Origin of the sequence: Sessilibacter corallicola (assembly GCF_021290925.1) — a bacterium.
In the GTDB taxonomy this organism is placed as follows: Bacteria; Pseudomonadota; Gammaproteobacteria; order Pseudomonadales; family Cellvibrionaceae; genus Sessilibacter; species Sessilibacter corallicola.
On sequence record NZ_JAJSLX010000004.1, the window covers coordinates 31,511 to 58,418 of the forward strand.

Sequence of the window (26,908 nt, forward strand, 5' to 3'; positions counted from 1 at the left end):
AATTTATCCTACATAGGGCCAGCATGAATAACAAAGTAGATCTTTCTACAGAAATTGTGCCTTCTTATTATATTGGAATTGGGGCATCTGCTGGTGGATTGGAAGCTTTGGCGGATTTTTTCGGTAATTTACCGCCAGAAACCGACGCTGCCTACATCGTGGTTCAGCATTTGTCGCCAGACTTCAAAAGTATGATGCCAGAACTCTTGGCAAAACATACGAACATGCCTATTTTTCCCGTTGAAGACGGCGTTTTGGTGCGTCCGAATTCCATCTATTTAATGCCGCCACGAAAAAATATGTTGTTGGCTGAAGGTAAATTGCTGATTTCCGATCAAATGCCGGCAAATCATCCGCATATGCCGATTGATATATTTTTCCGTGCCTTGGCCGAAGATCAACAGCATAAAGCCATCGGCGTGATTTTATCCGGTACCGGTTCTGATGGCACTCGCGGTATTAAAGCAATTAAAGAATCCGGCGGCTTAATTATTGTTCAAGAGCCAAATTCCGCTAAATTTGACGGCATGCCGATCAGTGCCTACAAAACCGGTTTGGCGGACCTTTCATTGCCGCCAAGCGAAATGGGTGACAGTATTTTGAGATTTATCCGCCATCCTTCCATTTCTGGCGATCACTCTGAGGCGAAACTGTCGAAAAGTTTCAAAGACGAAACCTTAGATGAAATTTTTAAATTACTGAAACAGCAGTCGTCGATTAATTTTTCTCATTACAAAGCGTCCACTGTTGCCCGAAGGATCGAGCGGCGACTTGGTGTTAATCAGCTTGAGTCTTTAGAAGCTTACCGATTACTGCTGTTGGAATCTCCGCGAGAGCTGCAAATTTTAAGTCGTGAACTGCTCATTGGCGTTACGCGATTTTTTCGTGACGAAGAAGCATTTTCGATTTTAAATACTCAAGTCATTCCGGATATCATCGAGAATTCTCTGGATACCCGCGAAGGTATTCGCATTTGGGTGGCGGGGTGCTCGTCGGGCGAAGAAGCCTATTCATTGGCAATCTTGTTTGACGAACATTTGAGAAGTAAAGGGCTTGATATTTCGGTCAAAATTTTTGCCACCGATGTCGATGAAGAAGCCATCGCCAATGCTAGCTCTGGCGTTTATTCCGCCGATATTATTCAAGACGTTAGCTTGGAGCGTTTAGAGCGTTATTTTGATCGCAAAGAAACCACCTATTGTGTGAAACCTAAAGTTCGGCAAATGGTAATTTTTGCCGTGCACAATATGATTGATGATCCACCGTTTTCAAACATTAACATGGTGTGTTGTCGCAATGTCTTAATTTATTTCCAGCACGCCACACAGAAAAAAGTATTGTCATCGTTGTACTTTGCCCTCAAAACCAGTGGTTACCTCTTTTTGGGAACCTCGGAGTCCTTGGGCGATTTACAAACTCATTTTGAATCGGTCAATGAGCGGGCGCGTATTTTTGTCAAAATCAGTAATGCTCGCATTCCGCTTGGCAATCATCCGCCTTCGCTCAGCTATACCTCGTCGAATTCAGAATCGCGCGTGATGTCGCCCGTAACGCGGGTTATTCGAGCCATGAAAGGCAATAACGGCACAAGATCCGGCATTGTGAATGTGCTCGAACGCTTGGTTGAAGAATACGTGCCCGATTGTATTGTGTTGAATGAGTCCTTCGATGCGATCCATGTGTACGGCGATGTTTCAAAATACACCAAAGGCATTCGTCACGGTAAAGTCAGCAATAATATTAAAGATATTATTATTGATGACTTAAGCGTTGCAGTTTCTACTGCGTTATATCGGGCGGAAAAAAATAATTCCGATGTGTTTTATAAAGATGTCACCGTGGGTGATTTATCTCAAAATCCGGCTTATATCGATTTATCGGTTTTGGTCGTTTCCGACAGTGATCAAGCCAATGCAGCCCGGCATTACCTATTGCAGTTTGTCAGTCAAAAAGAAGAAATCCAAAAAGATACGTCCAACAAAAAGATTTCCTTTGACGCTTCCGAACAGTCGCGGCAACGCATTATTGACCTAGAAAATGAACTGATTAAAAAGCAAGAACATCTGCAAGTAACCATTGAAGAACTGGAGACGACCAACGAAGAGTTGCAATCGGCGAATGAAGAGTTGATGTCTGCCAACGAAGAATTGCAAAGCACGAACGAAGAATTGCAATCTGTTAACGAAGAACTGTATACCGTTAATAGCGAGTATCAACAAAAAATCATTGAATTAACCGAAGCCAACGAAGACTTAGACAGCGTCGTTAATGCCACCAAAATTGGCATTATATTCTTGGATGATCAATTGGCCATTCGCAGATACACATCGTACGCAACCAATTACATTAATGTCAGAGAGTCCGATATCGGTCGACCTTTCCATCATATTTCACACGACTTGAGTTATGAAGACTTCTTCTCAGACATTCTGAAAGTCAGCAGCAGTCGCGTTGAGATTGAAAAGACGTGCTCCACTTACATTGGCCACGAAATCTTGGTTCGCCTGATTCCGTTCCAAAGCATTGATGAGGAATCCGAAGCGGGCGTCTTGATTACACTCACCGATATCACCAAGCAGAAAAATATCGAAAAATCGCTCAAAAATACTCACGATAAAATGCTGAGCTATTTTACCACGTCGGGACGACCCAATAAGCTGCTTGAATACATCGGTAATATTTCGCTGTTGGTAATAGATGACGAAGAATTGGATTTGGCCAATATTTGTCAGTTGCTAAAGAAAATTCCCGGCAGAAAATACACCGTATTTACGGCACAAACCATCGAAAGTGCTGTTGAAATTATCAACCAAAACACCATTGATTTGTGTTTGGTCGATTACATTCTTGAAGACTTTACGGCCAAGGATTTTGTTGCAGAATTAGAAACACAAGAAATTAGTGTGCCTATCGTGATCTTGTCGGGTTACTCAGAAAATGGTCTGGATGCGAGCTTTTTAAGAACTCAAGCGTTCGATTTTTTGAGCAAAGACGAACTCAATAGCCAGCTGTTAAAACGCAGTATCGACTACGTTTTAGAGCGTCGAAATCTTCAATCTGTGTTTGAAGAAATTGGGATTGAATAGCGGGGTTTTATCGATATTGTTACAGTAGAAAGGCGAACTCATAGGTCATTAAGATCAACTCAGACCAATTCGGATTGATTCAGGTTAAAAGTCACACAAAGTGACTCGCCTGAATCAATTTCTTGTATGGTCATGTTTCCGTGTTCCCCTTGATTTAGCCGTTCAATTTAACCATTCAATCTAACCGTTCAATACAGTTCCTCAGGTTAGCCAGCCTAAAGGCAGAAGCACAAACTCTGTCTTTGGGTGCAAATCTTATTGCTTTTCCAACAACGCTCTTCCAACACTTTGCCGCCTTCATATTGAGTGGTTTTTGGCAAAGTTCGTCTACTACTGGCTATAACTATCATAAAAAGACCCATGTTAGGGTAACAAAAAAGCACTTACAGAAACTCTTAAACATTTAGCGCCAATTGGTGTTTTTAATTAATCGTGGTGTATCGCGTAGTAATTAAGATGAACCTTAGTTTTTTAGGAAGGCGTAATGATAAACCAAACAATAAGAGCAGCTTTAACCCATTTCTTGCCTAAGCGGAAAGTATTTTATACGGCAAGTAAAGCGGTGCTAGTAACGACGTTATTCAGCAGTTCAGGTTATGCACTAGACGTAGAGGAAGATGCCAATTATCAAAAAGTGTTTTCTAATTTGGCATTACATTGTATTCATCAAGAATTTCCAAATGTAGTTAAACACACCATGAACGCCGCAGCAGATGTAAAGGCGCCCAGTAAATTATATCCGGCGTTTTATGGCTGTTTAGATTGGCACTCGTCGGTACATGGGCATTGGTTGTTAGTGCGCATGCTAAATACCGCAGGCGATAAAGTCGACCGTGAAGAGATTATCCAAAAACTCGGTATTAGTTTTACGAAAGACAATATCGACGGCGAATTAGCTTCATTAGTTCGGGATAACAATTCGGCTTTTGAACGCCCTTATGGACTCGCTTGGTTTTTACAGTTAACGGCGGAATTGCGTCAGTCAACGTTGCCGCAAGCACGCCAATGGTTAGCGATATTAATGCCTTTAGAGGAGGAAATTGTTGCGCGGCTGACGAACTGGTTAGGAAAGCTTACTTATCCAATACGTACAGGCGAGCATAGCCAAACCGCCTTTGCATTCGGCCTAATGCTCGACTGGGCTAAAACGGCAAACAATGCCAGCTTTGAATCGTTGTTAACACAAAAAGTGAAACACTATTATTTAAATGATAAAAATTGCCCGTTGGCTTATGAACCTTCCGGCCAAGATTTTTTATCGCCGTGTTTGGCGCAAGCAGATTTAATGCGACGGGTTTTGCAACCGAAAGAATTTAATGCGTGGCTAAGCGAATTTTTCCCAACGTTGACAGAGCGCTCGTCAGGGTGGCTTGCTCCGGCGGTTGTTACCGATAAAACAGATGGCAAGCTGGCTCATTTGGATGGCTTAAATATCAGTCGAGCCTGGATGTTAGAAGGCATCATCAGCGGCCTTGATAAAAATGACCCAAGAGTGGAAGTGCTTGCTTCAAGTTTAGCAGCGCATCGGTCGGCGGGGCTTAATGCGGTTTTTGGCGATATGCATTATATGGGGAGTCATTGGTTAGGCAGTTTTGCAGCCTATTTAGAGACCCAGCGAGGTGTTGGCGAGTAATTGAAATCAGAGTGTTCACTTAGTAACACGATTTTTTCAGTTATTCTCTTAATAAAAAGGCGAACCCTTGGGTTCGCCTTTTTTGTTACTAATTTACTCTAGCTATACTCTAGCGCAATTGATCAGTTCTTCCTTGAACCGATCAAAGCTCAAACTTAGAGCGGGCAAATACTAACGTCATCAATACCGCATTCAACCAAGTCGCCGCCTGCTGTGCCATCGGAACACTGGGTTCGAATAATCACGTCGGAACCACCTGGAATGGTGCGTGTGGCGGTCTGCCATGCTGCGTTTGATGTTGTATCACCATTGCTCGCCAAGGTTTGGAAACTCACGCCACCATCGGTTGAAACTTCCAAACGGAAGAAATCACCCGCGTCACCGCCAGAATCTCGCTGACCGTGGAAATAAGCCACCGACAGCGTTGAGTTTGAAGGTACAGAGTAGGAAGGCGATTCTGCGATACAAGTACCACCGTCGACATCGTTGACACCCGCAGAGGTATTGGTTGCTGTGAAGATAGCGTTGATACCGCTGTTAGCGCCGCCGACTTGCGTAGTGACTCCGCCGTTGACGATCTCAGTAGGCGTACCCAATACGAACGCGCCTGTTGAACAGGTTGAGGCCGCAGAGTTAGACCAACCGCCTGCGTCGGTTTCGAAGTCTTCTTCAACCACACAACCCGCTGGCGGTGGTGGCGGAGGCGTGGCGTCGGCTGCACAGAATAGAACGCGGTCAACACCGGCTTCAATTAAGTCGCCAGCGCCAGCACCGTCAGTTGCGCGAACACGCAATTGCACATTGCCGGGGTTGTTAAGCACTGTGCTGGCGGGTGTCCATGCGGCGTTGCTTACGACATCGCCAATATTCACCAGTGAATCAACCACGCTTCCATTGTTAAGCACATCAATGGTGAATCCATCAGTAGCATCGTCACCGGCGTCGCGCTGGCCGTGGAAGTACATCAATTCGATGTCAACCGCGCCAATACCCGCTAAATTAACCGACGGAGAAAACGCTTCACAGGTTCCGCCATCGACATCAGCCGTACCTGCTGCGGTGTTAGGTTGGGTAAACCAAGCACTGTTACCACTGAAAGCGCCGCCCACTTGGGTTGTAACGCCAGAGGCAGTAATTAAATTTGGCGTACCTAAGGTAAATGCACCCGTGGTACAGGTGTTAGAGCCAGTAAACCAACCGTCGGCACTGGTTTCAAAGTCCGCCACATACAGCGGCTCTGAGCCGTCGGAACACTGCGCGACCGGTGGTGGCGTAGACGAACACTGCGCCGGTACTGCAAAGCCGTTGGTTGGGTTAGTGCTGTTTGAGCCTCCCGAAATGGCGTCAACACCCAAACCGTAGGCGGCAAATGCATTCCAGACGGTACACATATCTTCACCGCCAAAGCTGTTGGCAACCGCCGTGATAATACCGTCGCGCGCGTCGGTGAAGGTTGGCGAACAAGCGGTGTTTTTCAGGCCTTCGTTAACATAAAACAACGCGCGTTTGTTACCGGCTTCGTTGGCATCGTTTAAATCGAAATTAATTAAATCCGACTCAAAACCGTGCTCGTCGACTAACGCCCAATACACTTCCCAAAGCGCTTGCGCCCAAACGGAACCAACACCGTGTGGAATAACGGAACCGCGCACGGATTCGTAGGTGTAGTTATTAACGGCAGGATCAGTACTGTACTGCTGTGGGCGAATGGTGCCTGTTGGCGGTAGATTAAATAAATAAGCGCCAATGCCGCGAACATCGGTTGCTAAATCGGAAGGACGTGCGGTGTAGACCAAACCGAACCAATCACTCCAGCCTTCGCCGCCTTGCTGGCTGTTGTTCAAACAGCTTGAATTGCTCGGGCCACCCACTTGTCGAGTTGAAATACCGTGGCCGTATTCGTGGGCGATAACGCCGTTATCGAAATCCCCGTCTGCCGATGGATTGCTTTCGTCACACAAAAACATTTGCATACGTGGATTGCTGCCGTCTGCGGGTGTGGCAAAGTTGGCGTTACAGTTTGAGCCGCCAGCAGCGTTATCTTGAGCTTCGGCATTGACGGAGTCTGAACCAAAGCCGCCGCGTCCGAAATTATTTTCCTGGAAATTACCGCCGGATTCATCGAAGCCGTATTGGTATTGCACATCGTGAATTAAATTACTCCAGTAAAATAAATTCGTGATGGCAGCGGGCAGGGAGTTGACCGGATCGCTGTTTAAATTCAGAGGGAAATCACACACTTGTCCTGATGCACAGGCAACCTCAGGCGTATCACAGGCGTTGTTGCCGTTGCGATCGGCACAGGCGTGAGCATTGTTGCCCACCATAATATTGGTGCCGGCATTAAACCATCCGTTAGGTGAAGCCGTTGGATCTTCGGGATCAACGACTAATTGTCGCGCGTCGTTCGGTGGCAGTGGTGTTGTGTGAATTGGGCTTTCGACGGGTTCGGGATAAACGCGGTAGCTCGCGTCTTTCATTAAATCAAAACTGGTCAGCAAAGCGCCGGTTTCTGCATCGATGGTTACATTCGGCCACGCGTGATCCATTTCGAATTGAAAATTCCAAGCGAGCGTCACATTGCCTGGTGCAATCGGTACCAAAACCAAACTGGCTTTAAACGGTTTTGGTGATAACTGTTGCTGACTAATCATCACTGACGATTGAGCATCAGAAAGTGCTTCCATCATCACCGGTTGATTGGTCATTGGAATATTTAATTCCCGCGCCGCATTACTGACCGCGCTTTGCGCATTGATCACAGGTGTCATGGATTTGATCGATTTTGCCAGCTCTGGAATAAATCCGTTATTCACGTGACTGATCGCGCCCGCCTTGGTGACGTGAACTTGCATTTGGCCGTTATAAACCGGAACACCATTGAATGTTTGGCCGAAATAAAAGTGCGTAACGCCACTGATCGACTCGACCACATCCGTAACCTGCATGGCTCGAACGTCTGAGGGCACTAAGCCCAATAAATTCATGTTGCGATTCACAAACGCTCGCGCAACCGCGTTTGGATTTCCGGCATTCGCCGAAGGCCCGGTAAGGTTGCCCATGGCATTGGTCAGTGTTCGAGTTGCACCGAATTCAGAAAATGTCGTCATTAAATTCGGAGACTGCTGGCGCATTGCGTTAATGGCCTGCATTTGTAACGCACTTGGCGCTTTTTGAGCTGTACGAGGAACATTGGTAGGGCGGTTATCAATGTCTCGATTAAAGGTTGTTTGCCCAACTTGTGCAAACACGGTATTGGATATCGCTAAACTTAATAATGACAAGGATAAAATTTTAAACGATTTTTTATGGGGAAAATTGAAACGCTTTTTCCCGCGAGACGTCATGGCATTGTGTATCACAAACACCTCCAAAGGTTAGTATTGATCAAAGCAGTTTGACGAAAAATTCCGCTGAATTATTTTTAATTAAAATTGGGATTATTATTATGAGAAGCACTGATTAACTCAGCGCTTTACGTGAACAAGGACTTATCGAAAATATTGCGACTGCAAATTTCTTAAAAATACAATCAAAAGAAATTGTAGTCAGAATTTTCATTAACATCCTTGTATTGATGCGAGTGAAATGCTCTAAATACCTTTTTAAAAAATTATCGATTAAAAATCTTTGTTCAGACAGCAAACGTACTTTATCTTCTTGTCCTCAACCAAAGAACTTTCTGATTTTCAATAACGGTAAGTATTTTGGAATAATCTGACAGATATGACAGTAAGAGAATGGAAAATATAAATGGCCAAGCATTTAAAACTTGACCATTAAAAATTAAAAGCTTTAAAAAATTATTTTATTTTGCGATGTTATATCGTAGCAATTTATTTTCTGATATTAACAACAAGAGTCTGATTTATTGATTTAAACCAGCGGCTTTATTCGCAATGCCTTTTAATGCGTTGGTGATAACCATCAGGTTTTTTTCGCAACCCGATAATTTATGACGAGCGGCAATGTAATCAGGGGCATTGTAAGAAACGAAAACCTCGCCTTCGCTGTTTTCAGAAATTAACATTTTTTGTGGTAAATCCAGAGCGACGGATTGCTCGCATTTCATCAGTGGCGATCCGGCTTTTGGATTGCCAAAAATAAAAAGCGTAGTTGGCAATAAATCAATTGATACTGATTCAGCCCCTTTTGCGTGATCGACCACGGCAAAAATGGTCATCCCTTTGGCCTTTAAAGTGGCTTCTAATTCTTGAACACTTTGTTCAAAATTCAACTGACTCTTGATGGTTTTAACGCCTTCGGCGGCGATGGATTGAGAGGCACCCACCAACAATGCAATGGCAAAACAGGCTTTCTTAACGGATGAACTGAATTTTACTGGCTTAATCATGTGTCGTAGTTCCTGATGATCATAGAATTTTGGCCAATATTATGGGGTGATTATTAAAACATTTGTGTTAACCGGTCCTAGAGATAACAAATTATGCTCGGGTTAAATTCATTCGGTGTTCATAACTGGCGAGGTATAAATCGTCTTAAAAGCCAGATTGGCAGGCTTGTATTTTTGTCTAACTATTCAATATCTGAGAATTGACACAGTCAATGGATGAACGTCGGTGTAAACGCTATTATAGAAGCATTCTAGTTAGGCTTGATTTGTTTAAAAATCAAACAGTGAAATGAATAAACAGGAGAAACAATGAAGAAACTAATCTGCGCCGTATCTGCAATGGCGATTCTTGCCGGTTGTACCACCTATGATGCGTACACAGGCGAGCAAAAAACGTCAAACACTGCGATTGGAGCCGGTATTGGTGCGAGCGTAGCTGCGGTAATTGCGTATATTGATAACAAAGACGACGACAGTCGTACACGTAACAAGCGTATTTTGGCCGCAGCGGCAACCGGTGGCGCTATTGGTGGTGGCATTGGTTATTACATGGACGCACAGGAAGCAAAACTGCGTAAGCAATTGCGTGGCAGTGGTGTGAGTGTTGAGCGCGTTGGCGATAACATCAATCTAATTATGCCTGGCAACATTACTTTTGCTTCGGCGCGTTCTGAAATCGCCTCTGATTTCTACCCAGTGCTTGAGTCAGTAACCCTAGTACTGAAAGAATACGATAAAACATTGGTTGTTGTGGGCGGACACACCGACAGCGACGGTTCAGAGTCTTACAACCAATCGTTGTCTGTACAGCGTGCAAACTCTGTCTCTGGTTACTTCCAGTCTCAAGGCGTAAAACCAATTCGTTTAGAGCCAATTGGTTTCGGTGAATCTCAGCCAATTGCCACTAATTCAACCCCAGCCGGCAAGCAGTCAAACCGTCGTGTTGAAATTACGTTGGTTCCTGCAACCACCTAATCCCGTTGTTTTATAAAAAATGCCTTGCCGTTTTTACGGTAAGGCATTTTTTGTGTCTAACAGGCGAATTTGTTATTTAGTCGTTACCCAAATAGCGTGAATAATGCCCGGTATATAAAATACAAAGCACAGCAAAATATTAATCAATAAATCTTTGCCAACACCGCTTTTAAAAAATACCGCCAGTGGTGGAATCAAAATCGCCAGAATCACTAATACCGTTTTATTCATTACTCTCTCTTTCGCTGATCTACTTAGTCTTTTTGTTTAAACACGCAGTTTTTTGCGTATTCACCCGCTTCGCTTGCTGTCCAGTCGGATTTCGATTTTTCATTCATATCGTCACACCACGCTTTGCTGCCAACCTCTGGTGCGCAAGCCGATAGTGCGAATACCGTTGCCGAAAGCAATACCGTAAAAAGAATCTTGTTATTCATATTGATGCCCAGGTTCGATAGAATTTGAACAATAGTTATATCGATGTTTTTGTACAGTTTGGGAATCATACTCTTTATGCATCGAAAAACGACGCTTTAAAACGGCTAAAAAGAGACATTTTGCAGTGTTTTACAATGAACACGCATTCGAAAACAGATAAAACCTTAGACGTTGCTTTATTAATGAATTGCTCAAAACCTGGTGCTAATACAATGCGAAAAATGTTAATGGTTCGATTAATTGCTTCTTTTCTTGGTTGTTTATTATGGAGTGGCTTAATAGAAGCAGACGAAGGTAAGGCTAAGTTGAAGGCCATCGGCGAAGATTACTTTTCGGTGTATGCCAACAGACGTGATATTGATCGGTTGATGACTTTCTATGATCCAAAGGTTGTATTGAATGATATGGTGTATGGTAACCACATTCAAGGTCGAGAAAACCTGAAAAAATTTTTTGATTGGGGCAACGATAACTTTAAGCTGGTCAATGGTAATGAATCGTTAAAAGTAACGCGTCAATATTATGATCAGAATACGATCTTTACCGAAGGTTATTTTTATCCGTTTCATTATTATGGTGAACAGTTAGGGCCTGTTCACACTAATTTAATCACACCTGCTGGAGTGTATTTTTTTCGTATTTTTGGCGCAGTGAGTGTGATTTGGTTGTTCCAAATGAACGAGCTGCAACACGAAATACGGGAAAAATACGCCGAGCCCCTAGGGTCGCCCCTAAAACACGCCATTCGTTGTTGTTCGTCGCTTATTTAGCGCGCTAAACTGCACTCCTCACGCCTAGACTGACGCGTTTTAGGCGCGACAGGTGCGGTTAAATTAGTGTGAACAGGCCCTAAGACCTTGGTATTTTTTGATTGTTTTAAAATTAAACTCAGAGCTTAAAATTATTGAGCAAATCGATTGGATTAATTACACACCAAAATCGAAATTTACTGGGGGTGAGAATCTAAACCAACTTATTGTTGAGTAAAAATAAATGTGCCTGTCTTAGTTTAATCGAAAAAACACCCAGAAAATTCTGTTTTTGTGAATTTCTGGGTGCTAGTGCATTAAAACCTAACGTTGTATTTGAGTTTCTGGTGCGTTTATTACCCCATTGAGAACCGCTTTGTATCTTGCAGCTTCTGTACTTTCCGATACGTTCTTAACAATGGCACTGCGCGTAACCGAGGTTGCTCTTTCGGCATGCAGAAAACCGGCATTCAGATAGAAATCGAGAAAATCAATCAACGCTTCTGCTTTGATTATGTTATCGCCTTCGGTGGAATTCCAAATTGACTCCAGCAATTGTTGATTCCATCCCGTTTTGTGGTTATCCACTGTAAACGGCAGAAGAAATGAATTTTGTTCATTTACGGGGAAGGATCGACTCAGGCTGTTGTTGGTTAACCGATGGTAATAGTTAAATACCGAAATTAACTGGTTGTCAGTTTGTAATTGCTGTTCGGGGGCCACAATACCTTCGTCGGCCAGTAAACCGGCTGGCGAGAAGTTGGGTGAATAAAAGTTAAATACGCTAGGAGCGCCCATTATCTGTTGGCCTGTATTCGATAAAAGCCCGATACGCAGCAATGTTGCGTCTTGCTCAAAATTATCGAAATTTGCCGCGTTGATACCGAATTCTCGTTGATCCAAATAAATTCCAGATTGTGCTTCTAACAATCGGAATAGATTGGTTAGCATCAACACGGGCTCTTTTACCTTTCCAAAACGATCACTGTTAACGTTGTTTGGATCTCTTGCTTCTGGGTCTAATAAAATGGCTTTAATAGTTGCGGTCATATCGCCATTGTTGGCAAACTGCGTTGCAACTCGTTCTATGTATTGTGGGCTGGGATTAGACGTAACCAAGCGCTGAATTAAAATACGACTGATATAAGGCGCTGTGCTGGAGTGAGCGGCTAAAGCGTTAGTCACGGTTTGGATTTCTTCTAAAGCGGCGAGAGCGGTTTTTTCTGTGGCCGCAGGAAGAGTCAGCGTAACGCCTTTGTCAGTAAAGAGTACCTTTTCGTCATAGTCGTGCTGGCTGGTAAAAATTTTCATTGGCGCAAGCCATTGGTTTTGGCCTCGATTGAACGGCGGTCTTACGCTTCGGTTAAAACTGGTGTTTTCAATACTTTCACCGTTTGAATCAAACCATCGACTGAACGATAAACCCGTAAATACGCGAGCCATTCCCTCAATCACAGAATTATCGTAGGTAGGAATTGGATTGCCGTTATCATCAGTAATCACCGAACCATCCAACCGTCTTTGCACCAATCCCATACTGAATAACTGCATAACTTCGCGGGCGTAGTTTTCATCGGGGTATATTCCCGTGCCCGGTACGGCTTTGGGATTACTAATGTGGCTCAACCACACTCCCATAACAGGGTGAATCGATACGTCGTAGAGTAAATTTTTGTATTCACCAAACGCGTGGTTCGACAACGTATCCCAATAGGTGAAAACACCTCGGTAAGCGCTTCTAACGGCAACTTGTTGTGTGCTAATTACCAGAATTTGGCTCAGAGCAAAGGCGACTCGCTGACGCAACTGATCTTTTGCCGATGTAAATGTTGTCCAATAGCAGTCGGGTACATCTCGAATCGCAGCGCGTTGAATGTCTGATGTAATACCAGTAATTGCGCTGTTGCAAAATGTATCCATATTGGAGGGTGTTTGTGCGATTTGATCGTTAATCCACTGATCGTAAATTGCTAAACGGTTACTGCCATCGTTGGCTATTTGTGAGCGCAGTGAAGTAAAAGATTCAGGTGTTGCCCCAAAAGTCGCTTGGTTTAAAAATCGAATTACATCGGTATCCACTTGTTCTGACGTGAGTGATTGCGACTGTGCAAATGCACTGTGAATACACAACAAACAGCAAATTTTTATTGTGATTAATAGACGGCTAAACGGTAAAAAATTCATGTCTAACACTCCTTACGCCATAAAATTCAAATTCGCGTTAACAGAAAACGGGCTGTCAAAGTTAGCTAAATTGGGGAACAATTCCGGTAGGTTTTCTTCGGGAACGCCAAACCAATTTGCCAATACAGCGCCACACTGTGACACGCTTGTTTGTGGTATCCACCGACCGCGACCCTGACGATCATCGGAATCCAATTCTTCGCCAATACGTAAATCAGGGTAGGTGCCGTAGAAGTTGCCACCGTTCACAGCGCCGCCCATTACTAAAAAGTTGCCTCCCCAAGCGTGATCGGTTCCAGCAGAGTTGGTGGTACTGTTTGGGGCGAAGGTTCTGCCAAATTCGGAACTGACTAACGTTGTTACGTTATCAAAACAATTTAATTCAACGAGCGTATCTCGAAAGGCTTTTAACGCGCCGTTTAATTGTTTCATCAAAGAGGCCTGAGTAGAAAGAAGATCTTTGTGAGTATCGAATCCACCTAGGCGAACATAAAAAATGGTTCGGTCATTGTTGAGAGTTTCTCGACCAGAAATAATTTTGGCAACCGATTGCAGTTGTCTGCCAAGATTGGTAGAGGTTGCGTTATTATTGCTAAAAATTTCATCGTAATTAACAGTGCTGGCATCAGCGTCATCGAATACGGTTGAAAGCGCTACTTGGGCGTTGGTGGCTGAAAAGAATCTTTCCTGATAATTTCTCGACATTAAATGGTTGGTCGGTGTCGACATGTAGGTAGTATACATATCGGCTGTGGCTCGAATGTTAGAGATGATACGAGGTATTTTTCCTGGGTTCATCGCATAAATATTGAGTAGACCCGATTCTGTAGTCTGAAAAGTATTCAAGCCGTTGAGTGATATTAACGGCGATACTGGCGATCCAGAAATATTAACCCCACTGACACCCGTTAAAATTTCGAGCATTTTTCCGCCCCAACCAAATTGACTTTGCAACATGGGCTGGCTTTGTAATTGTCTGGCTTGGTCGGAGTGGGAAAATAGTTGCGGCGGTAAGGCAACGGAATTGTTTAAGTATTGAGTTCTTGTAACAGGAGCCACTAAATTACCGGCGTTACTGATCACTGCCAGTTCTTGGTTGTTGAACATATCCGCCATATCGCCACAGTTTGGATGAAAACCAAAACCGTTATAGTCAACACCATTAAATATTTTGGGAGCGTTCAAAGCTGTTACGGGCTTCATTAAGTCTGCGTTTAAAGCAACACTACGTCGACCCGATTCGTAGTTATCTCGTAATATTCCAGGTTCTTTCGGTGCAACCATATTAAAACTATCGTTGCCGCCGGCAAGATTAATAAATACTAATGCTTTAAAATTATCAGTCGCAGCAGATACAAGGTTGGAAGCTAATAACGCAGAAGAAGGTACCACAAATTTTTGTAACCCTAGAAGACCTGAATATTTCAACAATGATCTTCTCGATTTGTCTATAGCCATCGTATTAATTCCTGTAAGAATTTAGAAAAATTCTGAAGCTCAAGGACTGGCTTCAAGGTAATTTTATTGATTTAAATGAATCGAAGATTGTTTTAAATCACGAATGAAATATTCAGTTTTATTTTTCTGGTTATATAAACAATATTTTTAATAGGTTTGGTTTTGATGTGAATTTTTGCGGTGATTATAAAAATATTTTAAATTTCTGGTGGGATTGATTTTTTCCTTTTAAATAAAAATAAGAAATATTAATAGTGAGTGGTTCTTATTTAAAAGTTGCATGAGTCGCAAATTTTACAGTGAAGGTTCTAGTGTTCTCGGCTTTTAATCAGAAAAATTTTTAAGCAGAGGGTAGGGTAAATAAAGCTCAAAGATTCAGAGTTGTTGCAAGAATGAAAACGTAAAAACTTGTGAATTGTTCGAGCTGTTCAGTGTGGCAGTGAGACACTGCCAACAGAGAATGGATTGTACTGATTAATGAGTATTAGAGCGTCCATGATTATTAAACGCTAAACTAAAATTCTGACGATTAGCGTTAATCAGAAATTTCTTGTTCTGAATCACTCTCGTAATAATTCATTCCCCACTTACACATTCCATCCAGCATAGGTTGCAATGTTCGGCCTAATTCAGTTAATGAGTATTCAACTTTAGGTGGCACTTCTGGGTAAACTTTGCGATTGATTAAGCCGTCTTTTTCCAATTCTCGCAGTTGTTGAGTCAACATTTTTTGAGTCACGCGGGGCAGGCGCCGTTTGAGTTGGCTGAATCGCAGTGTTTTATGGCATAGGTGCCATAGGATCACGCCTTTCCATTTCCCACCTATAAGCTCCAGTGTAACGGATACGCCGCAGACGTATTCAATGGCGCTGTCTTGGGGTGTATTAACTTTTGTCATTCGTACATCTCAGCAGTGGGTTCCAACAGTAGGTTTTAGCAGTAGAGACTAACAGTAGGTCCTAACAGTAGATCCGTTCAGTTCAATCAATGGTATCTTTTTGGTAACTATACCACTTAAAAGTGCATACTTGATAATTTAACTCATACCGGCAGAATAGTCTCGTACCCAGAATAATATCAAAGAGGAACTTATGTCGGAATCATTCAAGGCACTCGTTGTTGAGCAGGTAGAGAAACGAAAATTCGAATCATCGGTGACGCAGCGAACATTAGATGATCTTCCAGAAGGCGACGTTCTAATTCGGGTTAGATACTCGTCTCTCAATTTTAAAGACGCGCTTTCCACACAAGGTAACCCTGGTGTGACCACCAAATTCCCTCACACGCCAGGAATCGACGCGGCGGGCGAGGTGGTTGCCAGCGAAAGCTCAGATTTCAATGTTGGCGATGAAGTGTTGGTCACCGGCTTTGATTTGGGAATGAATACCTCGGGCGGGTTTGGGCAGTATATCCGCGTACCCAGCAGTTGGGTGTTCGCTTTACCGGAAGGTTTGTCTGCGCGTGAAGCCATGATTTATGGAACCGCCGGATTCACCGCAGCAATCTCGGTTCAAAAACTGGTGGATGCGGGCGTAAAACCTGAGCACGGCGAAGTATTGGTGACCGGCGCCACCGGTGGTGTCGGCTCCGTTGCTGTGGGTATTCTCGCAAAAGCCGGTTATACCGTGGTGGCACTTACCGGCAAGGCGTCGCAAGTGGATTTCTTAAAGCAACTTGGGGCGAGTGACGTAATAAGCCGAGAAGCCTTTTTAGAAAACGCTCATAAACCATTAATGAGAGAGCGTTGGGCCGGTGTTGTCGATTGTGTCGGTGGCGATTATTTGGCGGCGGCCGTGAAATCCAGTCGATACGACGGCGTAGTCACCTGTTGTGGACTAACCGCATCGACCGATTTACCGCTTAACGTATTCCCATTTATATTGCGCGGTGTTTCTTTATTGGGTGTTGATTCTGTTCAATTCCCGAGTCAAAAGCGTTCGCCAATTTGGCAGAAGCTTTCTCAGGAATGGAAACTCGATTCTTTGGATTCACTGGTAAAAGAAATTGGTTTCTCTGAGTTGCAAGATAAAATTGATTCAATTTTAGCGGGTAACATTGTTGGTAGAACCTTACTGAACCTCGATTCAGACGCATAATTTTTTGTAGTTAGAAAATGTAACGGTTGGTATTAGTATTTTCTAATGTCAGCCGTTGCTCTATTGTTTGTTTTTTTCCTTTCTTTTTTACCGTTTTATTTTTCCCTTTCTTTTGGCTTCTTTGAAAAAACCTTCATAACTTGCCGCTGCATAACGGCAAAAGCTTGCCATTATTAACGCTTCAATAACTAAATGATTGATTTTGTTTGAGTATTCGATCTTGGTACGGGTTTGGCATTCTTTCTCGTACAACAGGAATACGACAATAAATATTTAATGTGAGGTTTGGAGTCGATGGCAATTAATTTCGAAACTGCACTGGGTGTTCATCCGTTAGCCTTGATGAAAAGAACCGAGCGTGCAGACATTCTTGCAAACAACATTGCCAACGCTGAAACACCCGGATTTAAAGCGCGTGATTTTGATTTTAAATCTGTATTCGAAAAAGTCGACCAAATGCCGGCGAAAGGTTTGTCAATGAATACCACCAATGATACTCACCGACCCGGTGGTGCGGTGGTCATTGAAAATGATGATTTATTGTATCGGTCACCATTACAACCATCCATTGATGGCAACACCGTTGAAGAACACATTGAGCACGCAGAATTTATGAAAAACTCGCTTGCCTTTGAAACCAGCTTTTTATTTTTGAAAAGTAGCTTCGGCGGAATGTTAACGGCGTTAAGAGGTGAATAAGCATGTCATTAGGTAATATTTTTGCAACCTCTGCTACGGCTCTAAATGCAAACAGTGTTCGTTTAAATACTACGGCCAGCAATTTGGCCAACGCGGAATCTGCGGCATCGAGTATTGATGAAACCTATCGTGCGAGACACCCGGTTTTTTCTGCCATTGCTCAGCAAGTGTCTGATATTCAATTTGAAACGCTGGACGATGGAATAAAAGAAAACAGTGGCGTGCAGGTGCTTGGAATTGTTGAATCGCAAGCGCCATTGCAACAACGTTACGAACCTGGGCATCCGCTGGCGAATGAACAAGGTTACGTATTTTATCCGAACGTAAACGCAGTCGAAGAAATGACAAACATGATAGCCAGTTCCAAAGGCTATCAAATGAATGTTGAAGTATTAAATACTGCAAAAACGATGATGCAACGTCTTTTAACGTTAGGGCAATAACAGAACGTCTTAGGTATTCTCATTATGGATATCTCCAATGTTGACTCGGTTCTCAATCAGTTTTCGATCCGAAATCGCCAAAGCGACGAATCGGAAAACGGCGATGATCTTGGCCGCGATGTATTTTTACAACTGCTGACAACACAGTTGCAAAATCAGAACCCGCTAGAGCCACAGGAAAACAGCGAGTTTGTTGCGCAGTTAGCGCAGTTCACTCAAGTTGAAAGTTTGGATGAGTTGAGCAATAACTTCAGCGATTTTACGGGATCGTTTTTATCGAATCAGGCATTAGCAGCGTCATCGTTGGTGGGCACATCAGTAACTGTGCCGTCGAGTTCGACGTTATTATCGGCCGGTGGTGTGGTTTCTGGGCGAGTAGAACTGCCTACCTCGAGCCCTGATGTGAATATCAGTATTTTCGACGATAACGGTTCGCTCATCGACAGAATTCCGTTGGGAGAGCAAGCCAGTGGTGAATTAATTTTCCGTTGGGACGGTTTGTTTGCTGAATTAAATGGTGAGTTACTCGACTGGCAGTCACAAAATGCTGAAATCCCTCCGGGCGAATACGAAATTAGAGTAACTGCTTTAATCGGTGGGGAATCTACCCAGTTAGACACCGGATTAAGTGCCAATGTTAATAGCGTTACGGTCGGCAATAACAACGAGCTTACGTTGAATTTAGCGGGCATTGGTTCATTCAGTATCGATGACGTTATTCAGTTTAATCAGTAATTTAAAAAGGATGATAAAGAGTCTCTGCAGTAAAACGGCTTTTTAATGTTGTATTTTTGTCATTGGATTTAGGAGTACGTTATGTCTTTCAATATCGGTCTCAGCGGAATTCGTGCAGCGAATATTGATTTGGAAGTAACCGGTAACAATATTTCGAATGCTTCGACAATCGGCTTTAAAGAAAGTCGAACCGAATTTGGAGATATTTACGCAAACTCTTTATTCGGTTCCGGTTCTTTTGAAGTTGGTGATGGTGTTCGAGTGGCAGATGTCGCACAGATTTTTGACCAAGGCAATCTAGCGTACACGGAAAACGAGTTGGATATGGCAATCAGCGGTGAAGGGTTTTTTATCATCGAAGATGCCGGTGAATTAAATTACACCCGCGATGGAACCTTTGGCTTAGATGACAACGGATTCGTGATTAATAACACGGGTGGAACGGTACAGGGGTTTGGTGCAGACGAAAACAATAATATTGTTGGTGTATTGACGGATTTAAGAATTTCTACCGACAATATTCCGCCGCAGCAAACCGGTCGGGTTGACTGGATTTTAAATTTAGATGCGTCACTAGAGGCACCGCTCGTCACACCGTTTGATGCCACAGACGCAAGTACCTACAACAGTGCTACGTCCGTTACGTTATACGACGCACTGGGTGTGAGCCACACCCTGACTCAGTACTTTGTGCAAAATACGGCTGCGGCAGGCAGCTCGCAATGGCAATCGTATTCTTTTATTGATGGTGTTGCGGTAAATCCCGATGCTATGGGCAACGCCATTCCTAATATCTTAGATTTTGATACCACCGGAAATTTAATTGCCGTTGATGGTGTTGCCGGTGGTACCACTTTTGCAATTACTAACTGGACACCGCCAGAAGCAACCGATGCGGCAATCGGTGATTTAATTATCGATTATCGAGGAACCACGCAATTTGGTTCTGATTTTGGGGTAACCGATGTTGAGCAAAATGGATTTGCAACGGGGCGATTGTCAGGATTAGAAATTGACGCCGAAGGAATTATTTTTGCGCGCTTTACCAACGGTCAATCCAGCATTATTGGCCAAGTGGCACTCGCGGAATTTACCAACACCCAAGGTTTAGAACCAGTAGGCAATAATTCATGGGCGCAAACCTTTCGCTCGGGCGAGCCAAACGTGGGTGCACCTGGCTCGGCGGCTCTCGGTTTAATTAACTCCGGTGCATTAGAAGAGTCGAACACTGATTTAACGGAACAACTTGTGCAATTGATTATTGCACAACGTAATTATCAAGCGAATTCGAAAACGGTAGAAACCGCTGACCAGGTAACGCAAACGATTATTAACATACGATAAACAGAATTGACTGTGCGATTTTGGGCGACGAAAGTCGCCTTTTTTTTGCCTTTAAAATTATTGTTTGGCATTTAATTTGCGTAATTTGTGAACAGTTAATTATTGATAAATAAACGATAAATTCTTGGAGTAGTTGGGAATGGATAGAGCAATTTATATTGCCATGACCGGTGCCAAAAATAATATGCTTGCGCAAACCGCACACGCCAATAATTTGGCAAACGCCAATACTCACGGCTTTCGGGCAGACTTCGAACAAGCTCGTAGTATGGGCGTTTATTATGGCGATGGTCTGCCCACACGTGCTTACTCGCAATCCGAACGGCCAGCAACGGATTTTAGTTTTGGCTCGTTAAGTCAAACAGGGCGAAATTTAGACGCGGCCATTGAACGTGACGGATTTTTTGTCGTCACGGCACCTGACGGAACCGAGGCATTAACTCGGGTAGGAAATTTTGTGGTCAGCCCAGAAGGCGTACTTCATACCGGTAATGGTTTGCCGGTCATGGGTGAGGGCGGAATCATCAGTTTGCCGCCCATTGAAAAAATTCAAATTGCCCGCGACGGAACGATTTCAATTCAAATTCAAGGACAAGGCCCAGAAGCATTGGCTAATGTAAATCGTCTTCGTTTAGTGAATCCAGATTTAGATACCATCGAAAAAAGCACCGATGGATTGTTCCGTTTAAAAGACGGTGGTGAATTTTTTGACGACCCGAATGTAACGGTTGTAGCGGGCTTTCTCGAAACCAGTAACGTGAACGTTATTGACGAATTTACCAAAGTGTTGGCGTTGTCGCGTCAATACGAAACGCAAATTAAATTGATGTCCACGGTAGAAGAAAATTCTGATGCTAGCGTTCGCTTATTGCAGTTAACGTAAATTGGTATGCACGATGTTTGAACTGTTCCAATCATTTTAAATTGGAACGTTTTTGGCTTTTATTTGTAAGATTGTGCTTTTGTAAACACGTATCATAATTTTTTTTAGAGAAATTTTCTTACAATATAAATATCGGTAGATGGATCGAAAGCTTTAATAATTGAGGTTACTTATTATGCATGCAGCTCTTTATGTTAGTAAAACCGGATTGAGTGCCCAAGACACTCAATTAACGACGATTTCAAATAATTTAGCGAATGCATCTACTGTAGGTTATAAACGCGACGCTGCTGTATTTGAAGATTTAATTTATCAAATTACTCGTCAACCCGGCGCCCAGTCAACGCAAGATACAACCTTACCTTCGGGTTTGCAGTTAGGCACGGGTGTCCGTGTTGTGAGTACACAAAAGCAATTTACCGAAGGCAGTTTGCAAGTTACGGATCAGGCATTAGATGTGGCAATCAGCGGTCGAGGTTTTTTCCAAATTGCCATGCCCGATGGAACCACAGCCTACACCAGAAATGGTCAGTTTCATTTAAACGCCGACGGTAATATTGTCAACGGAAACGGTTTACTGTTGGAACCTGCCATTGCCGTGCCGCAAAATACCAGCACAGTAACCATCGGTACAGACGGTATTGTTACCGCGAGCATTACCGGTGAGGCAACGCCCACACAAATCGGTACCATTGAAGTCGTGGATTTTATCAATCCTTCGGGTTTAGAAGCCTTTGGCGGAAACTTATTTTACGAGACTGCTTCCAGTGGTAACCCGCAAGCGGGCGTGCCCGGACAAAACGGTTTGGGTGAACTCTTACAAGGTACGCTAGAAAATTCAAACGTCGATATCGTTGAGGAAATGGTGAATATGATCACCACTCAAAGAGTCTACGAATTAAATTCCAAGGTTGTGACTACGGCCGATCAAATGTTGCAATTTATCAGTCAAAACCTATAGCGGTAAATTTCTGATGAACCTAAATACAATAATGCAGTGGAGTTTGTTGGCAGCGAGTTCTTTTTTTATCGGTTGCTCCAGCCAATATTCCGTTCCCGAACCCGATAGCGATCCTTATTACGCACCGGTGGTTGCACCTAACGAAGCAAGAATTCCACCGGAAAACGGATCGCTGTACAGCCGTAACTATTCAGTGTCTTTATTTACCGATGCTAAAGCCATGCGTGTTGGCGATATTATTACGGTAATTCTTGAGGAGCAAACAACGTCGAGCAAATCGTCTAACGTTTCTTTGGCAAAAGACAGTGAATTAGATGTTGATGAAGGCACGTTGCTCGGCACCGGAATCAGTTTTAAAAATTTAAGTTTATTAACGGATTTAGCCTCTGAACGGGAGTTTACTGGCGAAGCCGATGCCGATCAAAGCAACAGTTTAATCGGTGATATTACCGTTACTGTTGCTGAAATTTTGCCGAACGGCAACTTGGTTATTCGCGGAGAAAAGTGGATTACGATTAATCGCGGCGACGAGTACATTCGCATTAGCGGTATGATTCGCCCACAAGATATTGGCACGGATAACAGTATAGTTTCGACTCGCATTGCCAATGCCAGAATCTCCTACAGCGGCACCGGAGAATTAGCCGATACCAATCGTATTGGCTGGTTAGCTCGCTTTTTCAATAAACCTTATTGGCCATTCTGATGTTAGTTAAACTGAGAGTTGGATTACCGATAAAATCAATGTTACCGATAAAGTTAGCATTACTGATAATTTTATTGTCGGTTGTTTTTAAAGCCAGTGCAGAACGCATTAAAGATATTACCAATATTCAAGGCGTGCGTTCGAATCAACTGATTGGTTACGGTTTGGTGGTTGGTTTAGATGGCACCGGTGATCAAACCAACCAAGTCCCATTTACTGCGCAATCGTTTAATTCGATGTTGCGTCAGTTTGGCATTGCCGTGCCCGAAGGTGCTCGTCTGCAATTGGCCAATGTTGCTGCGGTAGCGGTTCATGCCGAATTGCCAGCGTTTTCAAAACCCGGCAACGAAATAGACATTACCGTATCGTCCATTGGTAACGCCGCGTCGCTGCGCGGCGGCACACTGTTATTAACACCGCTAAAAGGTATCGACGGTGAAATTTACGCAATTGCACAAGGTAATTTGGTCGTTGGTGGATTGGGGGTTGAAGGCGCTGACGGTTCACGGGTAACTATTAACGTTCCCAGTGTCGGACGTATTCCCGATGGTGCTACGGTTGAGAGAACCGTGAAAGGTGATTTTGCTTCCGGCGGGCCTATTATTTTAAATCTTCACGAACCGGATTTTACCTCTGCCAAACGCATTGCCGACATTATTAATTTTACCCTAGGGCCAGAAACCGCATTTCCGATGGACGCCGCTTCAATTAATGTTCGCTCCCCGGTTGATCCCGCACAGAAAGTTGAATTTCTCTCGTTAATAGAAAATCTAGAAATAGAACCCGGTGCTGCGCCTGCTCGAGTGGTGATTAATTCTCGAACCGGAACCATTATTGTTGGCAGCCACGTTACCGTTGAACCAGTAGCAATAACCCACGGCAGTCTTACAGTCACTATTCGTGAGAATCCCCAAGTGGTACAACCGAATCCACTGGCCGAAGGGGAGACAGCAATCGTTCCGCAAACGGAAATTGTTGTCGAAGACGGACCCCGGCCCATGTTTCGTTTTGCGCCTGGCCCAACACTCGATGATATTGTTCGGGCAGTTAATGAAGTCGGCGCGGCTCCCGGTGATCTTATGGCGATTCTTGAAGCACTAAAGCAAGCTGGTGCATTACGAGCCGAATTGATTGTAATTTAGGATAATCCAATGTCTATTGCAGGATTAACAGGTCAGGCAACGAGTGAATCTTACACCGATTTGTCGGCGCTCAATAAGATTAAATCGTTGGGGCGAGAAGACAACCCTCAAGCGATTGCCGAAGTGGCCAAACAGTTCGAGTCATTTTTTATTCGAGAAATGCTGAAAGAAATGCGCAAAACCGTGGATGTATTGGCGTCGGATAATCCATTGAATTCCAATGAGTTGCAGTTTCATCAGCAAATGTACGATCAACAGCTTTCTTTAGAATTATCCAGTAATGGCGGTATTGGTTTAGCCAAAGTGTTGGAACAACAACTGACTCAACAATTTAATCTGGGTAACAATCACTCGGAATCCAATACAAAGATTGCGCCGTTAAATGCAGATCAAAAAGAGACCCATTTCGATAAATTGATTGAACCATTAACCGATAAATCCACATCCGTCGAAAATACGAACATCAACGATACTAAGATCAAGGATACCAACACCAACGATACCAACACCAGAGATACACTCTCGTTTGATAGCAAACTGGATTTTATTCGTGCATTAAAACCCATTGCTGAAAAAGCCGCGCAAGATCTGAATTTACCCGCTAATGTGTTGTTGGCTCAGGCAGCGCTTGAAACCGGTTGGGGTAAATTCATTAATTCGCTGGGTGATCGCAGCAGCTTTAATTTATTCAATATTAAAAGTGACGCTCGTTGGTCGGGTGACAGTGTTCAAGTCAACACATTGGAATACCGCGATGGTGTGGCTCGTAAAGAAAATGCGTCGTTTCGAGTGTACGATAATTTCGAGCAGAGTTTTCAAGATTACATAGAATTTATACGATCCAATCCACGCTATGACAGCGCGGTAAAAGCGGCGCATTCACCCGAGCAATATTTGCAGGAACTGCAAAAGTCTGGTTACGCCACAGATCCTAAATACGCGGAAAAAATTATTAATATACTTCAGCAATCTGAATTTAATTAACCTGTTTTAAACGGTAATTGTAGCGAGTGTTTCGATGTCATTAATTAACGTAGGACTTACAGGTTTGCGATCGACTCAAACCTCGCTCGCAACAACCAGCCATAATATTTCTAATGCTAATACAGAAGGCTTCAGCCGACAAAGAACCGAACAGATTACTCAGTTACCCAGCTTTTCGGGAGCCGGATTTGTCGGTAATGGTTCAAGAATTGTTGCTATCGAACGATTCGCCAATGAATTTCTAAATGAAGAATTACGCCTAGCGGGAGAGGCATTATCGGCTTCGGAATCGTTTTTAAACCAGGCGCAACAATTAGACTCACTGCTTGCATCGAGCAATACCAGTTTAACCGGCAGCCTAGAGCGGTTTTTTGCTTCTTTATCCACTGCCGCAGAGGATCCACAAAGTGCCGCCACTCGCCAATTAGTGCTGAGTGAGGCCAGTGGACTGGCAGACCGATTTAATATTTTGCATCAGGAAATTTTCGATCAAAATCAGTTCGTAAACAGTCAGGTGGTTGCTTCTGTTCAGCAAATTAATCAACTTGCCGAAAACATCGCCAGCATTAACGCGGCGGTCGCGGCATCATTTTCGAACGGTCGAGAACCCAATGATCTACTCGATAGCCGAGACGTTGCGATACGTGAATTGAGTCAATTAGTGGGTATTACCGGTGTTGAACAAAACGACGGTACCATCAATATTTTTATTGGAACCGGGCAGCCGTTGGTTGTCGGTGAAGAAGTCACTCAACTTTCAACCGCGTTGTCGTTAGATTCAGGATTTACCCTAGATATCATCCAGCCGGAATCAGGCACCATTGTTACTTCGGTAATAAGCGGCGGTCAGCTCGGTGGTGTGTTAGGCGTTCAGCAAGATGTGCTGCTGCCAGCATTAAATGAAATTGGCCGCCTTGCCGTGGTAACCGCAAATTCAATTAATTTGCAGCAGGCGCAAGGTTTGGATTTAGAAGGCAATTTTGGTTTAAATATTTTTTCTGATATTAATACCAATTCTGCTATGGAAGATCGTGTTTCGGCCAGTTTAGAAAATGTGGGTACGGCGCAATTACAAGTCGCCATTGACGATACATCGTTATTAACGGCTTCTGATTATTTAGTTCGCGTGGTTGGTACTACCTACGAAATCTCCAGATTAGACGATAATACAGTGCTAACCACAGGGGTGCTGCCGATTCCGGCAACCATCGATTTGGCCAGCGAAGGGTTCGATATTCAATTGGTTGGTGGAACCGCTGTTGATGGCGATCGATTTTTGATTTCCCCCACTCGGCGCGGAGCCCAGGGCATCGAATTGGTGTTAAACGAGCCGTCGCAGTTGGCTTTTGCCGATCCCGTTCGCTCGTCGAATGTGTCATCGAATCGCGGTGATATAACGGTATCAACGCCGAATGTTGTCAGCGCCTTAGACGTTAATAATCAATCGCTGCTTGCAACGACCGGCGGTGCCTTACCGTTTGAATTGGTGTACTCCGAGGCAACCAATCAATTCCAAGTCGCAAATTTGCCCGCAGGGTTTACCGCAACTCCGGCCAATTTTGCCTACACCAGCGGTGTAGAAAATACCTTAACTATTAATTTGTCCGACGCCTTGGGTAATAATCTTGATTTAGAAATTCAAATATCCGGTCGGCCGGAAAATTCCGATACAGTGCTGATCGAATTCAACACCGATGGCGTTTCTGATAACCGCAACGCCTTAGAAATGGTTGCCGTACAAACCACGGATTTAATTCGCAGCTCCAGCGCAGTTGCCAACGCTAATCAAAGCTTGGTGGATACCTACGGCCAATTGGTGGAGCGGGTGGGTGTGGTGACGTCGCAAAAAACCATTGAGACCGAAGCCAATCAGAGTATTTTTGATCAAGCCTTTGTTAACCGAGAAGAAATTTCCGGCGTAAATCTGGATGAAGAAGCGGCAAACTTAATTCGCTTTGAGCAAGCCTATAATGCATCCGCGCAAGTGATCGCTATCGCCAGAGACTTGTTTGACCGTATTCTTCAAATTTAATTTGAG

22 protein-coding genes are annotated in these 26,908 nt (G+C 43.7%); 15 read left to right on the forward strand and 7 right to left on the reverse strand.

The window, feature by feature from the left end; all coding sequences use genetic code 11:
- The first annotated feature begins 23 nt into the window (after nt 1-23).
- Entirely contained in the window at nt 24-3,086 is a 3,063-nt protein-coding gene (locus LU361_RS16790) for a chemotaxis protein CheB (RefSeq protein ID WP_233090085.1), read from the forward strand.
- A gap of 484 nt (nt 3,087-3,570) precedes the next feature.
- The gene (locus LU361_RS16795) at nt 3,571-4,719 is read left to right on the forward strand and encodes a DUF2891 domain-containing protein (protein ID WP_233090087.1); all 1,149 of its coding nucleotides are present in this window, start codon (nt 3,571-3,573) and stop codon (nt 4,717-4,719) included.
- A gap of 155 nt (nt 4,720-4,874) precedes the next feature.
- Here LU361_RS16795 and LU361_RS16800 read toward each other — a convergent pair whose 3' ends face one another.
- Nucleotides 4,875-8,081: an extracellular metalloproteinase gene (locus LU361_RS16800; RefSeq protein ID WP_233090089.1), complete on the reverse strand. Its 3,207-nt coding sequence runs from the start codon at nt 8,079-8,081 to the stop codon at nt 4,875-4,877.
- A 506-nt stretch (nt 8,082-8,587) separates the two neighbouring features.
- Entirely contained in the window at nt 8,588-9,073 is a 486-nt protein-coding gene (locus LU361_RS16805) for a DUF302 domain-containing protein (protein WP_233090091.1), read from the reverse strand.
- Nucleotides 9,074-9,382: 309 nt separating this feature from the next.
- Between LU361_RS16805 and LU361_RS16810 the strand changes: the two genes are divergently transcribed.
- On the forward strand, nt 9,383-10,048 hold the full coding sequence (locus LU361_RS16810; RefSeq protein ID WP_233090093.1) for a YiaD family glycine zipper/OmpA-like lipoprotein: 666 nt from the start codon (nt 9,383-9,385) through the stop codon (nt 10,046-10,048).
- A gap of 72 nt (nt 10,049-10,120) precedes the next feature.
- Here LU361_RS16810 and LU361_RS16815 read toward each other — a convergent pair whose 3' ends face one another.
- Together LU361_RS16815 and LU361_RS16820 are read right to left on the reverse strand one after the other, a co-directional pair.
- Nucleotides 10,121-10,279 carry a YqaE/Pmp3 family membrane protein gene (locus tag LU361_RS16815; RefSeq protein WP_233090094.1) on the reverse strand — a complete coding sequence of 53 codons (159 nt, stop codon included), beginning with the start codon at nt 10,277-10,279 and terminating at the stop codon, nt 10,121-10,123.
- 23 nt (nt 10,280-10,302) lie between these two features.
- Complete coding sequence (locus LU361_RS16820; RefSeq protein WP_233090096.1) at nt 10,303-10,485, reverse strand: DUF3012 domain-containing protein; 183 nt, start codon at nt 10,483-10,485, stop codon at nt 10,303-10,305.
- Nucleotides 10,486-10,698: 213 nt separating this feature from the next.
- Between LU361_RS16820 and LU361_RS16825 the strand changes: the two genes are divergently transcribed.
- On the forward strand, nt 10,699-11,256 hold the full coding sequence (locus LU361_RS16825) for a nuclear transport factor 2 family protein (protein ID WP_233090097.1): 558 nt from the start codon (nt 10,699-10,701) through the stop codon (nt 11,254-11,256).
- Between the two features lie 303 nt (nt 11,257-11,559).
- Here LU361_RS16825 and LU361_RS16830 read toward each other — a convergent pair whose 3' ends face one another.
- From LU361_RS16830 to LU361_RS16840, 3 genes are all read right to left on the reverse strand, one after another.
- Nucleotides 11,560-13,419, reverse strand: a complete 1,860-nt coding sequence (locus tag LU361_RS16830; protein WP_233090099.1) for a DUF1800 domain-containing protein — start codon at nt 13,417-13,419, stop codon at nt 11,560-11,562.
- A 12-nt stretch (nt 13,420-13,431) separates the two neighbouring features.
- Entirely contained in the window at nt 13,432-14,877 is a 1,446-nt protein-coding gene (locus LU361_RS16835) for a DUF1501 domain-containing protein (RefSeq protein ID WP_233090100.1), read from the reverse strand.
- A gap of 535 nt (nt 14,878-15,412) precedes the next feature.
- Nucleotides 15,413-15,775 carry a winged helix-turn-helix transcriptional regulator gene (locus LU361_RS16840; protein ID WP_233090102.1) on the reverse strand — a complete coding sequence of 121 codons (363 nt, stop codon included), beginning with the start codon at nt 15,773-15,775 and terminating at the stop codon, nt 15,413-15,415.
- A gap of 193 nt (nt 15,776-15,968) precedes the next feature.
- Between LU361_RS16840 and LU361_RS16845 the strand changes: the two genes are divergently transcribed.
- The 11 genes from LU361_RS16845 to flgK all read left to right on the forward strand — a co-directional run bounded on the left by LU361_RS16845 (nt 15,969) and on the right by flgK (nt 26,902).
- Entirely contained in the window at nt 15,969-16,973 is a 1,005-nt protein-coding gene (locus tag LU361_RS16845; RefSeq protein WP_233090104.1) for a YhdH/YhfP family quinone oxidoreductase, read from the forward strand.
- Nucleotides 16,974-17,267: 294 nt separating this feature from the next.
- Nucleotides 17,268-17,672 (forward strand): flagellar basal body rod protein FlgB, encoded by a 405-nt coding sequence (gene flgB / locus LU361_RS16850; protein WP_233090106.1) that lies wholly within the window; start codon nt 17,268-17,270, stop codon nt 17,670-17,672.
- Between the two features lie 2 nt (nt 17,673-17,674).
- On the forward strand, nt 17,675-18,115 hold the full coding sequence (flgC, locus tag LU361_RS16855) for a flagellar basal body rod protein FlgC (RefSeq protein WP_233090108.1): 441 nt from the start codon (nt 17,675-17,677) through the stop codon (nt 18,113-18,115).
- Between the two features lie 24 nt (nt 18,116-18,139).
- Complete coding sequence (locus tag LU361_RS16860; protein WP_233090109.1) at nt 18,140-18,850, forward strand: flagellar hook assembly protein FlgD; 711 nt, start codon at nt 18,140-18,142, stop codon at nt 18,848-18,850.
- A gap of 81 nt (nt 18,851-18,931) precedes the next feature.
- A complete protein-coding gene (flgE, locus tag LU361_RS16865; RefSeq protein ID WP_233090111.1) occupies nt 18,932-20,194 on the forward strand; it encodes a flagellar hook protein FlgE in 1,263 nt (420 codons plus the stop codon).
- Nucleotides 20,195-20,333: 139 nt separating this feature from the next.
- Nucleotides 20,334-21,077, forward strand: a complete 744-nt coding sequence (gene flgF, locus LU361_RS16870) for a flagellar basal-body rod protein FlgF (RefSeq protein WP_233090112.1) — start codon at nt 20,334-20,336, stop codon at nt 21,075-21,077.
- 175 nt (nt 21,078-21,252) lie between these two features.
- The gene (gene flgG / locus LU361_RS16875) at nt 21,253-22,038 is read left to right on the forward strand and encodes a flagellar basal-body rod protein FlgG (RefSeq protein ID WP_233090114.1); all 786 of its coding nucleotides are present in this window, start codon (nt 21,253-21,255) and stop codon (nt 22,036-22,038) included.
- 13 nt (nt 22,039-22,051) lie between these two features.
- Nucleotides 22,052-22,744, forward strand: coding sequence for a flagellar basal body L-ring protein FlgH (gene flgH, locus LU361_RS16880; RefSeq protein ID WP_233090115.1), 693 nt, complete (start codon nt 22,052-22,054; stop codon nt 22,742-22,744).
- A gap of 38 nt (nt 22,745-22,782) precedes the next feature.
- The gene (locus LU361_RS16885; protein WP_233090117.1) at nt 22,783-23,886 is read left to right on the forward strand and encodes a flagellar basal body P-ring protein FlgI; all 1,104 of its coding nucleotides are present in this window, start codon (nt 22,783-22,785) and stop codon (nt 23,884-23,886) included.
- Nucleotides 23,887-23,895: 9 nt separating this feature from the next.
- The gene (gene flgJ / locus LU361_RS16890; RefSeq protein WP_233090118.1) at nt 23,896-24,870 is read left to right on the forward strand and encodes a flagellar assembly peptidoglycan hydrolase FlgJ; all 975 of its coding nucleotides are present in this window, start codon (nt 23,896-23,898) and stop codon (nt 24,868-24,870) included.
- Between the two features lie 34 nt (nt 24,871-24,904).
- Nucleotides 24,905-26,902: a flagellar hook-associated protein FlgK gene (gene flgK / locus LU361_RS16895; RefSeq protein ID WP_233090119.1), complete on the forward strand. Its 1,998-nt coding sequence runs from the start codon at nt 24,905-24,907 to the stop codon at nt 26,900-26,902.
- Nucleotides 26,903-26,908 lie beyond the last annotated feature (6 nt).

Excerpts from the sequence above, each read along its gene's own strand:
- LU361_RS16790 (WP_233090085.1), top strand. The coding sequence starts at position 24 with ATGAATAACAAAGTAGATCTTTCTACAGAAATTGTGCCTTCTTATTAT.
- LU361_RS16795 (WP_233090087.1), top strand. The coding sequence starts at position 3,571 with ATGATAAACCAAACAATAAGAGCAGCTTTAACCCATTTCTTGCCTAAG.
- LU361_RS16805 (WP_233090091.1), bottom strand. The coding sequence starts at position 9,073 with ATGATTAAGCCAGTAAAATTCAGTTCATCCGTTAAGAAAGCCTGTTTT.
- LU361_RS16810 (WP_233090093.1), top strand. The coding sequence starts at position 9,383 with ATGAAGAAACTAATCTGCGCCGTATCTGCAATGGCGATTCTTGCCGGT.
- LU361_RS16815 (WP_233090094.1), bottom strand. The coding sequence starts at position 10,279 with ATGAATAAAACGGTATTAGTGATTCTGGCGATTTTGATTCCACCACTG.
- LU361_RS16820 (WP_233090096.1), bottom strand. The coding sequence starts at position 10,485 with ATGAATAACAAGATTCTTTTTACGGTATTGCTTTCGGCAACGGTATTC.
- LU361_RS16825 (WP_233090097.1), top strand. The coding sequence starts at position 10,699 with ATGCGAAAAATGTTAATGGTTCGATTAATTGCTTCTTTTCTTGGTTGT.
- LU361_RS16830 (WP_233090099.1), bottom strand. The coding sequence starts at position 13,419 with ATGAATTTTTTACCGTTTAGCCGTCTATTAATCACAATAAAAATTTGC.
- LU361_RS16835 (WP_233090100.1), bottom strand. The coding sequence starts at position 14,877 with ATGGCTATAGACAAATCGAGAAGATCATTGTTGAAATATTCAGGTCTT.
- LU361_RS16840 (WP_233090102.1), bottom strand. The coding sequence starts at position 15,775 with ATGACAAAAGTTAATACACCCCAAGACAGCGCCATTGAATACGTCTGC.
- LU361_RS16845 (WP_233090104.1), top strand. The coding sequence starts at position 15,969 with ATGTCGGAATCATTCAAGGCACTCGTTGTTGAGCAGGTAGAGAAACGA.
- flgB (WP_233090106.1), top strand. The coding sequence starts at position 17,268 with ATGGCAATTAATTTCGAAACTGCACTGGGTGTTCATCCGTTAGCCTTG.
- flgC (WP_233090108.1), top strand. The coding sequence starts at position 17,675 with ATGTCATTAGGTAATATTTTTGCAACCTCTGCTACGGCTCTAAATGCA.
- LU361_RS16860 (WP_233090109.1), top strand. The coding sequence starts at position 18,140 with ATGGATATCTCCAATGTTGACTCGGTTCTCAATCAGTTTTCGATCCGA.
- flgE (WP_233090111.1), top strand. The coding sequence starts at position 18,932 with ATGTCTTTCAATATCGGTCTCAGCGGAATTCGTGCAGCGAATATTGAT.
- flgF (WP_233090112.1), top strand. The coding sequence starts at position 20,334 with ATGGATAGAGCAATTTATATTGCCATGACCGGTGCCAAAAATAATATG.
- flgG (WP_233090114.1), top strand. The coding sequence starts at position 21,253 with ATGCATGCAGCTCTTTATGTTAGTAAAACCGGATTGAGTGCCCAAGAC.
- flgH (WP_233090115.1), top strand. The coding sequence starts at position 22,052 with ATGAACCTAAATACAATAATGCAGTGGAGTTTGTTGGCAGCGAGTTCT.
- LU361_RS16885 (WP_233090117.1), top strand. The coding sequence starts at position 22,783 with ATGTTACCGATAAAGTTAGCATTACTGATAATTTTATTGTCGGTTGTT.
- flgJ (WP_233090118.1), top strand. The coding sequence starts at position 23,896 with ATGTCTATTGCAGGATTAACAGGTCAGGCAACGAGTGAATCTTACACC.
- flgK (WP_233090119.1), top strand. The coding sequence starts at position 24,905 with ATGTCATTAATTAACGTAGGACTTACAGGTTTGCGATCGACTCAAACC.